This is a genomic window from Parvibaculum sp. (genome assembly GCF_019635935.1).
In the GTDB taxonomy this organism is placed as follows: domain Bacteria; phylum Pseudomonadota; class Alphaproteobacteria; order Parvibaculales; family Parvibaculaceae; genus Parvibaculum.
The window spans coordinates 2,516,764-2,528,767 of the sequence record NZ_JAHBYN010000001.1 but is presented as its reverse complement, the minus strand read 5'-3'; the positions used below and the strand labels follow the sequence as shown (position 1 = coordinate 2,528,767).

Genomic DNA, 12,004 nt, shown 5'->3' with positions numbered 1-12,004 from the left:
CCATGAAACGATGAACGACTCTAGGTCTTTGTTTTGTCGCGTTTCCGGACGGTGAACCGGCCTCCACTTCACCTGGAAACGCTCTAGAAAAGATCAAGCACGCTTTCCGGCGGGCGGCCGATTTTCGCCTTTGCGCCGCCGACGACGATGGGGCGTTCGATCAGGATCGGGTTTTCGACCATCGCCTTGACCAGCTTGTCGTCGGAGAGTTTTTCGTTGTCGAGGCCGAGCGACTTGTAGACGTCCTCGCCCTTGCGCATGAGATCGCGCGGCTTCATTTTCAGTTTCTTCAGGATCGCCTGAAGCTCGGCGGCGGTGGGCGGCTCTTTCAGATACTCGATCACCTTCGGCGCGTGACCGTTTTCTTCCAGCAAGGCCAGCGTCTGGCGCGACTTCGAGCAGCGCGGATTGTGATAGATGACGGGCTTTGGCATGCGTCCGGTCTCCTAGAGTTTGACATCGGCGCCGACGGCGTCCTTCAGATGCGCGAAGCCGTCTTCGGCGAGATGGGCGGCCAGCTCGCGCTTGATGCGCGCGATGAGGCCGGGGCCTTCATAGGTGAGGGCCGAGTAAAGCTGCAACAGCGAGGCGCCGGCGCGGATTTTCAGATAGGCGTCGCGACCGTTCGAAATGCCGCCGACGCCGACAAGCGGCAGGCGGCCTTTCGTCAGCCGGTAGATGCCGGCAAGGACGGCGGTCGACATTTCAAATAGCGGTGTGCCGGAAAGGCCGCCCGTCTCCTGCGCGTGAACGCCGGAAACCAGATCGCCGCGGGCGATGGTGGTGTTCGACACGATCAAACCGTCGAGCCCTTGCGCCAGCGCGACTTCCGCGATGTCGGCAAGTTCGTCTTCCCCGAGATCGGGGGCGATTTTCAGCAGCACCGGCGTCCGGGTCTTGCGTGCGGCGAGCACGCGCGCGATCAGCGTTTCGAGTTCGGCGCGGTTTTGCAGACCGCGCAGGCCCGGCGTGTTGGGCGAGGAAATGTTGACCGTGAAATAGCTCGCCAGCCCTTCGAAGACGCGGATGCCGGCTTCGTAGTCGGCGATGCGGTCGGCCGCGTCCTTGTTGGCGCCGATATTGACGCCGACGATGCCGGGCTTCTTGCGGCGCGCCTCAAGCCGCTTCTTCAGCGCCGCATGACCTTCGTTGTTGAAACCGAGACGGTTGATGACCGCGCGATGAACCGGCAGGCGGAAAATGCGCGGCCGCGGGTTTCCCGCTTGCGGGCGCGGCGTCACCGTGCCGACTTCGGCAAAGCCCATGCCCATCGCCAGCATCGCGTCCGGCACTTCGCCGTTCTTGTCGAAGCCGGCGGCGATGCCGAGCGGATTTTCGAAATGAAAGCCGAGGACGTCGATCGCGAGCGAGACGGGATCGGCTTCGCGGGCGCGGGGGCCGAGGCCCATGCGGAGCGCGCGCAACGTCAATCGGTGCGCCGCTTCGGGGTCGAGCAGGCTCATCACGGGGCGCGCCAGCGGAAAGAGGTCGATGCGCGTCATACATCGAGCTCCGGAAAGAGATGCGCACCGTCTTCGCCGACGGGCAGCGGCACGACGCGGCGCACGGCCTTGAGGTCCAGCACGTCGTAGAGATGGGGAAAGAGCGCGCCGCCGCGCGAGGGCTCCCATTTCAGCGCCGCGCCGAGGGCGGCCGCCTCGACCGCAACCAGCACCAGCCCCTTGCGGCCGGCGAAATGGCGGGCCGCCGTTTCGGCGACCTGTCCGGCGGTCGAGAAATGGATGAAGCCGTCATCGAGATCGACCGCCGAACCGATGAAGCGGCCTTCGGCGGCGGCGGCGAGCCACTCATGCTCGCCGACGATTTTGTAGAGGATGGAAGGCAATGCGGTTTCTCCGGCTGCGCGGGCGCACTCTAACCAGCGGGTGGAGGCAGAACAAGGCGGGGCATAGGAATCAAAGCCGCAAATCCGGGATGCGGACGCCCGGGCGATGTGGCACTATTCCCAGCGATCCGCGAAACGAGGAATTCATTCGGGCCATGGCGCGCAAGCTCTCCCATAGCCGGCTGTGGGCCGCCATCGACGCGCTGGCGGCACGGCACGGGCTGACCGCTTCGGGGCTTGCCAAGGCGGCCGGGCTCGACCCGACGACATTCAACAAGTCGAAGCGGATTACCGCCAAGGGGCGGCCGCGCTGGCCCAATACCGAGAGCCTGGCGCGCATTCTGGACGCGACGGGGGCGGGGTTCGACGAATTCCTGATGCTGGTGGGCGGCGATACGCAGAAAGCCGCGCGCGCCCGGAACGTGCCGCTGATCGGGCTGGCGCAAGCCGGCGGCGGCGGCTTTTTCGACGATGCCGGGTTTCCGGTCGGCGGAAGCTGGGAGGAAGTCGCCTTCCCCGATTTCGACGACGAACACGCCTATGCGCTGGAAGTCAGCGGCGACAGCATGGCACCCGTTTATCGCGACGGCGACATCATCATCGTGTCGCCGGCGGCGGGTATCCGGCGCGGCGACCGCGTGGTGGTGAAGACGGTCGATGGCGAGGTGATGGCCAAGGTGCTGGCGCGGCGGACCGCGAAAAGCGTCGAGCTGCATTCGCTCAATCCGGCACATGACGACCGGGTGCTGAAAGCGGAAGAGATTTTATGGATGGCGCGGATCATCTGGGCGAGCCAGTGAGGCTCAGCCTTTCGACATGTCCTCGCCGGCCAGCGCGCGGCGGATCAGCGCCACGGTTTCCTTGACGCCATAAAGCTTGACGAAGGTGCCGAAGCGCGGACCCTGCTCCTCGCCCAGCAGCACTTCGTAAAGCGCCCGGAACCAGTCGCGCAGGTTCGCGAACTCATGGGTCTTGCCGATTTCGTAGACGATGTTCTGCAGTTCCTCGGCGCTCGCCTCGGCGGGCGCGGCGTCGAGGCGGGCGGCGAGATCGTCCAGCGCCGCGCGCTCGATGTCGCTCGGCGCGCGGTACTTCTTGGCGGGCTTCACGAAATCGTGGAAGTAGTTGATCGCGTAGCCGACGAGATGGTCGAGGCGCGGATGATTTTCGGGCGTCGCGTCGGGCGCATAGTTGCGGATGAAGCCCCAGAGCACGTTGCGGTCTTCGGAATGGCTGGCGCTCGCCAGATTGAGCAGCAGCGAAAACGAGATCGGCAGGTCTTCCGTGGGCGGATTTCCACCGTGAATGTGGAAGGCCGCGTTGTTGAGGCGCTCGCGCGCATCCTGCTTCGGATAGGCCGTCAGCGCGCCCAGATATTCGTCGACATTGCGCGGGATGACGTCGAAATAAAGGCGCTTGCCGGCGCGCGGGCTCTGGAACATGAAATATTGCAGGCTTTCCGGGCTCGCATAGCGCAGCCAGTCCTCGATCGAGAGGCCGTTGCCCTTCGACTTCGAAATCTTCTTGCCTTCCTCGTCGAGAAACAATTCGTAGTTGAAGCCTTCCGGCGGGCGCTTGTTGCTCAGCACACGGTAGATGCGCGAGGCGAGCTTGACGGAATCGATCAGGTCCTTGCCGGCCATCTCGTAGTCGACGCCGAGCGCGACCCAGCGCATCGCCCAGTCGGCCTTCCATTGCAGCTTGCAGTTGCCGCCGGTGACGGGGACTTCGACCACCTCGCCGGTGTCGGGTTCAGCATAGCTCACGGTGCCTCTCTTCGCGTCGCGCGCGACGAGCGGCACCAGCAGCACATGGCCGGTGCGCGGGCTGACGGGCAGGATCGGGCTGTAGCTCTGCTGGCGCTCCTCGCGCAGGCTCGGCAGCATGATCTCCATGATCTCGTCGAACTTTTCGAGCACCTTCAGGAGCGTCGCGTCGAAGCGGCCGGCCTTGTAGTACTCGGTCGAGCTCGCGAATTCGTACTCGAAGCCGTAAGAGTCGAGGAAGGCCCGCAGGCGGGCGTTGTTGTGCGCGCCGAAGCTCGAATGGGTGCCGAAGGGATCGGGCACTTTCGTCAGCGGCATGTTGATGTAGCCGGCCAGCATCTCCTGATTGGGCACATTGGTCGGCACCTTGCGCAGGCCGTCCATGTCGTCGGAGAAACAGATCAGGCGCGTCGGCACGCCGGGTGCCAAAATCTCGAAGGCGCGGCGGACCATGGTGGTGCGCGCCACTTCGCCGAATGTGCCTATATGCGGGAGGCCGGATGGGCCGTACCCTGTCTCGAACAGGACCGTGCGGCCGGTTTCGCCTTCCTTCTCCAGACGGTCGACGATCTTGCGCGCTTCCTCGAACGGCCAGGCCTTGCTGACGCGGGCGGCCTCAAGGAGCGCGGATGGTGCTATCGTTGTTGAGTCGGCTGGCATTTCTGGTCTCGAAAGGATCACTTAAGGCTTTGTCAAGCGCGCGGACCCTATGCTTAGCACACCCCTCCGTCAACGCGACAATCGGGGCCGGATTGCCGTCGGCCATCGCCCGGAGACCTGACCTTTGAGAGACGCCGAACCGGAGCAGGGATCGACAACAACCGGCGCCGACGGCGCGGGCGCCGCCGCGCCGGTTGGCCCCGTTCGCCGCAGCCACCCCATCGACGCACGGATCGACGCCGAGCAGGTGCGCCTGTTGCTGGAGCTCGGCGAAGCAAGCCGGCTGACCGTTTTCGGCGCCATCGTGGTGGTGGGGCTTGCGTTCTGGCCCTATGCGCCACTCTGGACCATCGGCATCGTCGCGGCGATCCAGCTTGTGGCGCAGTTTCTGTTCGACCGGGTGCGGGCAGGGTTTCGCGCCGATCCCGACGCCGTGGGCAATGCAGCGCTGTGGGCCAACCGCTATGCGCTGGTCACGCTTGTCAGCGGCTCGACATGGGGCGTCGGGTCGTTGCTGTGGCTGCCGGGCGCCTCGTTCACGCATGAGATATTCTACCTGCTGGTCCTCGCCTGTCTTGCCATGGCGACAGCCATCACACGCGCCAACCATCCTCCTGCCGTCATCTATTACATCGCCGCCTCATGCTTGCCGACCGTGGCGATGTTGCTGTGGCGCGCCGAGCCCCTGGCGATCGCCACCGTCATGCTGGCGGCCATGTTTTTCGCCACCGTCGCCGGCTGGACGCGGCGCGTGAATGCCAGCTATCGCGAGGCGTTCCGGCTGCGTTTCGAAAATGCCGATCTCGCCGAGCGGATGGCGCGCGCCCATGCAGTGGCCGAGCAAAAGCATCGCGACGCCGTGGACGCGGAAGCGCGCGCGACTGCCGCCATGCAGGCCAAGCAGGCGTTTCTCGACATCATGAACCATGAGGTGCGAGCGCCGCTGGAAGGCCTGAGCAACATGGCGATGCATCTCGCCGACGAACCGTTGAGCGACGCGCAGCGGAAAATCGCACAGTCGATGGAGGAGACAAGCCAGCTGCTGCGTCGCCTCTTCGACGACATGATCGACCTGTCGCAGATGGAAGCGCTGTCGCTGGAACTGAAGCACCGCCGCTTCGACCCGACGGAGCTTGCCGGGAGCGTCGTGCGGATGATGCGTCACCAGGCGAACGAACGCGGACTTTCGCTGGAACTCGATGTCGCGCAGGGTGCGGATGTCGACATGCTGGCCGATGCCGACCGCGTCCGCCAGGTGCTGACCAACCTGATCGGCAACAGCATAAAATTCACCGACAAGGGCGGCATTGTCGTTCGCATTGCGCCGATCCAGACACCGGACGGCGACACCGTCATCCGCTTTTCGGTTACCGATACAGGGCCCGGCCTTTCGGACGAATCCCGCGCGCAGCTATTTGAAACCTTCTGGCAGGGCGGCGATGCGCGCGACTTCCGCTTCGCCGGCAAGGCGGGCGGCATGGGCCTCGGCCTGCCGATCTGCGACCGGCTGGTGCGGCTGATGGACGGCCGGATCGGCGTCGATAGCGCGCCGGGACAGGGGAGCACCTTCTGGTTCCTGCTGCCGATGGAACCGGGCGGCGCGGCCAGTTACTTCGCATCGCTCGCGGCCGATGCAACGATGCCAAGGCGCAAGGAGCCGGAACAGCTGATCGATCTCGGGCATCTTTACGACATCGAGCGCGAAGTCGGACCGCAACGCATTACGGATCATTTGCTGTCGGGACTCGAGCGCGTATTGACGCTGCATCGCGCCGTCGAGCGGGCGCGCACCGAACGCAACGAGGCAGCGCTGGCCGAAGGGGCGCATGCCTTGCGGGCCGCCGCCGGCAATATCGGCCTTGCGGCGATTTCGCATGTGGCCGGCGACATCGAAACCGCACTTAACTACGGCGAGATCGATGCCGCGATGCGCGACGTGCAGCGGCTGCAGCAGAAAATCACCGCCACATGGCGCGAACTCGCCAAGGCCTATCCGAGCCTCGGCAACTGATTTCATTCAGGCCCCGCGCGGCTATACTCGCCGCCCATGTCCTCACACGCACCTTCCGATTCGACGCACGGCCCGACCGGTGGCGCATTCCTGCCCGAAGCGCCGGCCATCGTGCCGAGCCGTGCGGCGGGCGGTGCTGTCGTCGTCAGCGCCGAGGGTGAGGTCGAGGAACTCGGCGCCGAGGCGGCGCTGGCGCTGATCGAGCGCGAGCCGGTGATGCTGGTGCATGCGGGCTTCACGGCACGGCGCATTGCGCGCGGACGGCCGTTCGGCGCGCCGGGACCGCATGTGTTCGACCTGATGGAACTCTTCGCCTTCGTGCATCCGGCGGCGCCCTGCCTGCCGACACCGGACGGGCTGGCAGCCGCGCTCGGCCTCGATGCCGGCGACACGCCGGAGACACAAGCCCTCATGCTGCATGCGGCGGCCGCGCAAATGCTGGCGCGGCTGCAGGACCGTGCGCTGCCCGACCGGCCGTCGGCGGCGCGCACCGCCTTTCGCATGGCGGAGGGCGGATGGGCCTGGGGTCCGGGCGTGGTCGCGGCGCTGGCCGACGCGCTCGGACGGGACGGACGGCCGCCGGCAAGCCGCGGCTTCGACATCTGGAACGAATTGCCGGAATGGGAGGAGCAGGCGCCGCGCCCGCCCGCCGGGTCGCAGCCGGTCAGCGAGGCGGAAGCGCGGGAGCGGCTGGCCGAGCTCGCGGGCGCCGACGCCGAACGGCGCGAGGGGCAGGCCGATTTCGCCGCCGCCGCCGCCTTCGCCTTCGGTCCACGCGAGGCGGCGGGGGCGCCCAACGTCGTCATCGCCGAAGCGGGCACCGGCATCGGCAAGACCATCGGCTATATCGCGCCGGCGAGCCTGTGGGCGACGCGCAACAAGGGGACGGTGTGGATTTCGACCTACACCAAGAACCTGCAACGCCAGCTCGACCAGGAACTTTCGCGGCTCTATCCCGACCCGGCCGAGAAGGCCGAGAAAACCGTCATCCGCAAGGGACGCGAGAACTATCTCTGTTTGCTCAATTTCGCCGAACTTGCGGACCGGGCTGCACTTTCGGGAAGCGCAACCGCCATTGGCCTCGTGGCGCGCTGGGCGAAAGCCAGCCGCGACGGCGACATGGTGGGCGGCGACTTTCCCGCATGGCTCGGCGCCCGGCTCGGCGGCGCGACGGGGCGCACCGGGCTCACGGACCGGCGCGGCGAATGCGTCTACACCGCCTGCCCGCATTACCGGAAATGCTTCATCGAACGCGCAATCCGCAAGGCGCGACGCGCCGACATCGTGGTCGCCAATCATGCGCTGGTGATGCGGCAGGCCGCGCTCGACCGCGTGATGGGACAGACCGTGACCGCCAAACCCGCCGACACGGCGGGCGGCGCGGAGGACGAGGCGCCGAGCGGCCGCGAAGCAAGGTCGCGCTTCGTCTTCGACGAGGGGCATCACATTTTCGATGCCGCCGACAGCGCCTTCTCGGCTTCGATTTCGGGCATCGAAACGGCCGAGCTCCGGCGCTGGGTGCGCGGCGCGGAAGGCCAGCGCGGAAGGCGCGGGCGCGGGCTCGACGAGCGCATCGGCGATCTTGTCGGCGGCGACGAACTGGCCGAAGAAGCGCTTGCCGCGGCGCTTTCGGCCGCCGCCGCGCTGCCGGGGCCGGGCTGGACAGCGCGGCTCAACGACGGAAGCCCTCGCGGCGCGGCCGAAAAATTCCTGGCGCTGGTGCGCCAGCAGGTCCACGCGCGGGCCGAAGACAATGACAGTCCCTTCTCGCTCGAAGCCGACACCGATCCGCCGGTCGAAGGCCTTGCCTCAGCGGCAAGCGAACTCGACGCCGCTCTCGCCCGGCTGGTCGCGCCCTTGCGGCTGGTCGCCGAACGCCTGCGGGCGCGGCTCGACGACGAGGCCGAAGACCTCGACAGCGCGACGCGCATCCGCATGGACGCGGCCGCGCGCGGGCTCGACCGGCGGGCACGCATTCTCGTTCCGTCATGGCGCGCGATGCTGGCGAGCCTAAGCGCCGCGACGCCGGCGGAATTCGTCGACTGGTTTTCGATCGAACGGATTTTCGGCCGCGAGGGCGATGTCGGCATGCACCGGCACTGGCGCGATCCGACGATACCGTTCGCCAATGCCGTGATCGAGCCGGCGCATGGCGTGCTCATTACCTCGGCGACGCTGCGCGACCGGCTGATCGACGAAACGGAAGACAATGACGGCTGGGAGACGGCGGAGATCCGAACCGGCGCGGCGCATCTGGCGCTGCCCGCACGGCGGGCCTTCATGGCATCGCCCTTCGATTACGACAAGCAGGTGCGCATTTTTGTGGTGCGCGACGTGGCGCGCGACGACCTTGCACAGGTCGCGGCGGCCTACCGCGAACTCTTTCGCGCGTCGGGCGGCGGCGCGCTCGGACTATTCACCGCCATTCACCGCTTGCGGGCTGTGCATGAACGGATCGTCGTGCCGCTGGAGGAAGCCGGGCTGACGCTTTATGCGCAGCATGTGGACGCGCTCGACACGGGCACGCTGGTCGATGTTTTTCGCGCCGAGAAACATTCCTGCCTGCTTGGCACAGATGCGGTGCGCGACGGTGTCGACGTGCCCGGCGATGCGCTGCGGATGATCGTGTTCGACCGTGTGCCCTGGCCCCGGCCCGACATTCTGCACAAGGCGCGGCGCGAGGTTTTCGGCAAGGCGCGCTATGACGACATGCTGACGCGGCTGCGGCTGAAGCAGGCGTTCGGACGGCTGATCCGGCGCGCCAGCGACCGGGGCGTCTTTGTGGCGCTCGATTCAAGACTGCCGACACGGCTGACCTCGGCCTTTCCGCCCGGCGTCACAATTCACCGGGTGGGGCTTGCCGAGGCGATATCCGAGACGCGGGCCTTTCTCGGCGACGCGCTTGCCCCCAACCGGACCAAACTCTAAGCTCGCCCGCAAATTCGAGCCAAGGAAGCCTCATGTCGACGATTTCTCCCGAAAATGCCCTGATCTACATCATGGTGACGATGAGCGCCGTCGATCGCGCGATGAGCGACAACGAGTTGCGCGACATCGGCACCATCGTCCAGACGCTGCCGGCCTTCCGCAATTTCAATGCCGAGCGGCTGATCCCGGTGGCGAAGGAATGCGCCGCGATCCTGCAGGAAGATGGCGGACTCGACGCAGTGTTCGGGCTGGTGAAGGACGCGCTGCCGCCGCATCTGCGCGAGACGGGCTATGCGCTGGCGGTCGAAATCGCGACATCCGATCTCGCGGTGGGCGCGGAGGAAATCCGGCTGCTGCAATTGCTGCGCGACGCGCTCGACATCGACAAGCTGACCGCCGCCGCCATCGAACGCGGCGCGCGGGCGCGGCACATGCCGCTCTGAGGGTTGCCGGCGCAAATTCTCAGGAACAGGCGCCCGATCCGGTTTCGCGCATTTCATCGTCAATGCGGTCGAAAAACGTGCGGGTGCAGCGCGCGGGGCCGTCGAAACGGTCGACCTCGCGATGGATCATGACCGGCACGCCATCGTCCCAAGTATAAACGTCGACGCCGCCCTCCGCTGCGCTTGAGCGCCAGCGGCTGACGATCTCCCGCGTCTCCGGATCGAATTCGGGCGTGACGATTTCGTCGAGCATGGCGCTTTCGACAAAGCGGCCGCTGTCGGCGACCCAGAGCCAGTTGCGGTAGAGCATGTTCGGCCCGGCCGTTCCCCCGGCAATGAGACGCATGTCGAGATAGCCGTCGAAATCCATGTCAATGATCTCGAAGCCGCCATCGGCGATTTCCGGCGCGGTGCGCGCCTCAAGGCCGGCAATCACCTGAAACGGTTCGGCCCGGCCTTCGCGGCGGATCGAAATGCCGGTGACGACGCGTTCGCCGGTCTCAGGATCGAGATACCAGCGCAAGCTGAACAGGAAATCCGGCAGGACCGGATTGATCCGGCTCTGGCAAACGATCGGCCCGGACCCCGCGGCGCTTGCGGGCGCCCGGCAGTTGAAGCCGCCTTGAAAGGTCTCGTCTCCGGCGACGGAAGGTTCCGCCGGCGCCCGGCCCCATGGCGCTTCGAACGCCCGGCCGCCCGCGCCATCCCGTTCCGCGGTCATGCCCGGACCGCCGTCCGGCGCCGGTTCGGCCCCGGCGGGCGCCGCGGCGAGCATCAAAATCAAGCAAGCAGACCACACACCGCCACGCATCGCCGCCGTCCCTTCCGAACCCCGTATATCCCGGTCCCGTGCCGCCATTTTATCTCAATGCCGGGCAACGCGCCCTTTTTCTTGATGACAAAGCGCCACTATAGTTGCCATCCGCACGGGACCCATTGTGCGGGGCCTTTTCGCGGTCCGAAAGCCCGCGCAGGACCAAACCGAGGCGTATGACCGAATTTCTGTCGACCCACGAACCCCAAGTCCGGCTTGCCGCCTTTGCGGCGGTGCTGGCGGCGATGGCGCTTTGGGAGCTGGCCGCGCCGCGCCGGCCGCAAGCCTTGACGCGGTGGCGGCGCTGGCCGACCAACATCGCCCTGTCGGCGCTCGGCGCCGTGCTGGTGCGCATTGCGCTGCCGGTCGTTGCGGCGGCGACGGCCGTGGAAGCGGAACGGCGCGGCTTCGGGCTCTTCAACTGGACGCAGACGCCGGCCATCATCGCCGTCCCCCTTTCGATGCTCGCGCTCGACGCGCTCATCTATGGCCAGCATGTCGTTTTCCACCATGTCGGTTTCCTGTGGCGGCTGCACCGGGTGCACCATGCCGACCCCGAACTCGACGTGACGACCGGCATCCGCTTTCACCCGGTCGAAATCCTGATCAGCATGGGCGTGAAGATCGCGGCGGTCGCGCTGATCGGTGCGCCTGTCGTTGCGGTGATCCTGTTCGAGGTGCTGCTCAACGCGGCGGCGATGTTCAATCATTCGAATGTGCGGCTGCCTGTCGCAGCCGACCGGATTTTGAGGCGCGCCGTCGTGACACCCGATATGCACAGGGTGCATCATTCGATCCATCGGGACGAACAAGACATGAATTTCGGCTTCAGCCTTTCGCTCTGGGATCGGGTGTTCGGCACCTATCGCGCACAACCGCGCGACGGTCACGACGCCATGCGGATCGGGCTTGCGGATTTTCCGGCGCCCGCGCCGGCCGGTCTCGGCTGGAGCCTCGTCAATCCGTTTTCAGGCAGCGCGCGGCGCGGGGAGGAACAACGGACATGAAACAGTTGTGCCTGCTGCGCCACGCAAAGTCGGATTGGGGCGATCCGGCGAAGGACGATTTCGACCGGCCGCTTAATGCGCGCGGTGCAAAGGCCGCTGAATTCATGGCCGGCTATATTGCCTCCTGCCCCTACCGGCCGGACACCGTTCTGTGCTCGACGGCGGCACGGGCACGAGAAACCTGCGCGCCGCTCAGCCTACGGCTCGGCAAGGATGTGCCGGTCATCTATCGCGACGAGCTCTATCATGCGATGCCCGACGCGATGCTCGACGAAATCCGCCAGGCGCCCGATACGGCGCAGACACTGCTGGTCGTCGCTCACAATCCGGGTCTGGTGCTGCTGGCGATGGCGCTGGCCGAAGATCCCGACGAAGAGACGGCGCTGCGCATCGCGCATGGCGTGCCGACCGGCGGCTTCATCGTGCTGGAATTCGATGTCGAGCACTGGGCCAACATCGCCGAGGGCAAAGGCCGCAGCGTCTTCTTCGGACGGCCGCGCGACCTGATGGCCGAGGAAAAGAACTGAGC

The 12,004-nt window shown here is 66.3% G+C and carries 11 protein-coding genes; 6 read left to right on the top strand and 5 right to left on the bottom strand.

What is annotated here, in order from left to right; all coding sequences use genetic code 11:
- Positions 1 to 83: 83 nt before the first annotated feature.
- From arsC to KF719_RS12470, 3 genes are read right to left on the bottom strand one after another with little or no spacing between them, the layout of a single operon-like run.
- A complete protein-coding gene (gene arsC / locus KF719_RS12480; RefSeq protein WP_293509032.1) occupies positions 84 to 434 on the bottom strand; it encodes an arsenate reductase (glutaredoxin) in 351 nt (116 codons plus the stop codon).
- Between the two features lie 12 nt (positions 435 to 446).
- Positions 447 to 1,502: a quinone-dependent dihydroorotate dehydrogenase gene (locus KF719_RS12475; RefSeq protein ID WP_293509031.1), complete on the bottom strand. Its 1,056-nt coding sequence runs from the start codon at positions 1,500 to 1,502 to the stop codon at positions 447 to 449.
- On the bottom strand, positions 1,499 to 1,846 hold the full coding sequence (locus KF719_RS12470) for a DUF952 domain-containing protein (RefSeq protein ID WP_293509030.1): 348 nt from the start codon (positions 1,844 to 1,846) through the stop codon (positions 1,499 to 1,501). The genes KF719_RS12475 and KF719_RS12470 overlap by 4 nt, the downstream gene beginning before the upstream one ends.
- A gap of 155 nt (positions 1,847 to 2,001) precedes the next feature.
- On the opposite strand from KF719_RS12470, the gene KF719_RS12465 reads away from it, so the two are divergent.
- On the top strand, positions 2,002 to 2,646 hold the full coding sequence (locus KF719_RS12465) for a helix-turn-helix transcriptional regulator (RefSeq protein ID WP_293509029.1): 645 nt from the start codon (positions 2,002 to 2,004) through the stop codon (positions 2,644 to 2,646).
- A gap of 3 nt (positions 2,647 to 2,649) precedes the next feature.
- Here KF719_RS12465 and KF719_RS12460 read toward each other — a convergent pair whose 3' ends face one another.
- Positions 2,650 to 4,272, bottom strand: coding sequence for a lysine--tRNA ligase (locus KF719_RS12460; protein ID WP_293509028.1), 1,623 nt, complete (start codon positions 4,270 to 4,272; stop codon positions 2,650 to 2,652).
- A 124-nt stretch (positions 4,273 to 4,396) separates the two neighbouring features.
- Between KF719_RS12460 and KF719_RS12455 the strand changes: the two genes are divergently transcribed.
- From KF719_RS12455 to KF719_RS12445, 3 genes are read left to right on the top strand one after another with little or no spacing between them, the layout of a single operon-like run.
- Positions 4,397 to 6,283, top strand: coding sequence for an ATP-binding protein (locus KF719_RS12455; protein WP_293509027.1), 1,887 nt, complete (start codon positions 4,397 to 4,399; stop codon positions 6,281 to 6,283).
- A gap of 36 nt (positions 6,284 to 6,319) precedes the next feature.
- On the top strand, positions 6,320 to 9,211 hold the full coding sequence (locus KF719_RS12450; RefSeq protein ID WP_293509026.1) for an ATP-dependent DNA helicase: 2,892 nt from the start codon (positions 6,320 to 6,322) through the stop codon (positions 9,209 to 9,211).
- Positions 9,212 to 9,243: 32 nt separating this feature from the next.
- Positions 9,244 to 9,654, top strand: a complete 411-nt coding sequence (locus KF719_RS12445; protein WP_293509025.1) for a tellurite resistance TerB family protein — start codon at positions 9,244 to 9,246, stop codon at positions 9,652 to 9,654.
- Between the two features lie 19 nt (positions 9,655 to 9,673).
- On the opposite strand, the gene KF719_RS12440 is transcribed toward KF719_RS12445, so the two are convergent.
- On the bottom strand, positions 9,674 to 10,375 hold the full coding sequence (locus KF719_RS12440) for a hypothetical protein (RefSeq protein WP_293509024.1): 702 nt from the start codon (positions 10,373 to 10,375) through the stop codon (positions 9,674 to 9,676).
- 269 nt (positions 10,376 to 10,644) lie between these two features.
- On the opposite strand from KF719_RS12440, the gene KF719_RS12435 reads away from it, so the two are divergent.
- Together KF719_RS12435 and KF719_RS12430 are read left to right on the top strand one after the other, a co-directional pair.
- Positions 10,645 to 11,475 carry a sterol desaturase family protein gene (locus KF719_RS12435; RefSeq protein ID WP_293509023.1) on the top strand — a complete coding sequence of 277 codons (831 nt, stop codon included), beginning with the start codon at positions 10,645 to 10,647 and terminating at the stop codon, positions 11,473 to 11,475.
- The gene (locus KF719_RS12430) at positions 11,472 to 12,002 is read left to right on the top strand and encodes a histidine phosphatase family protein (protein ID WP_293509022.1); all 531 of its coding nucleotides are present in this window, start codon (positions 11,472 to 11,474) and stop codon (positions 12,000 to 12,002) included. The genes KF719_RS12435 and KF719_RS12430 overlap by 4 nt, the downstream gene beginning before the upstream one ends.
- Positions 12,003 to 12,004: the final 2 nt, after the last annotated feature.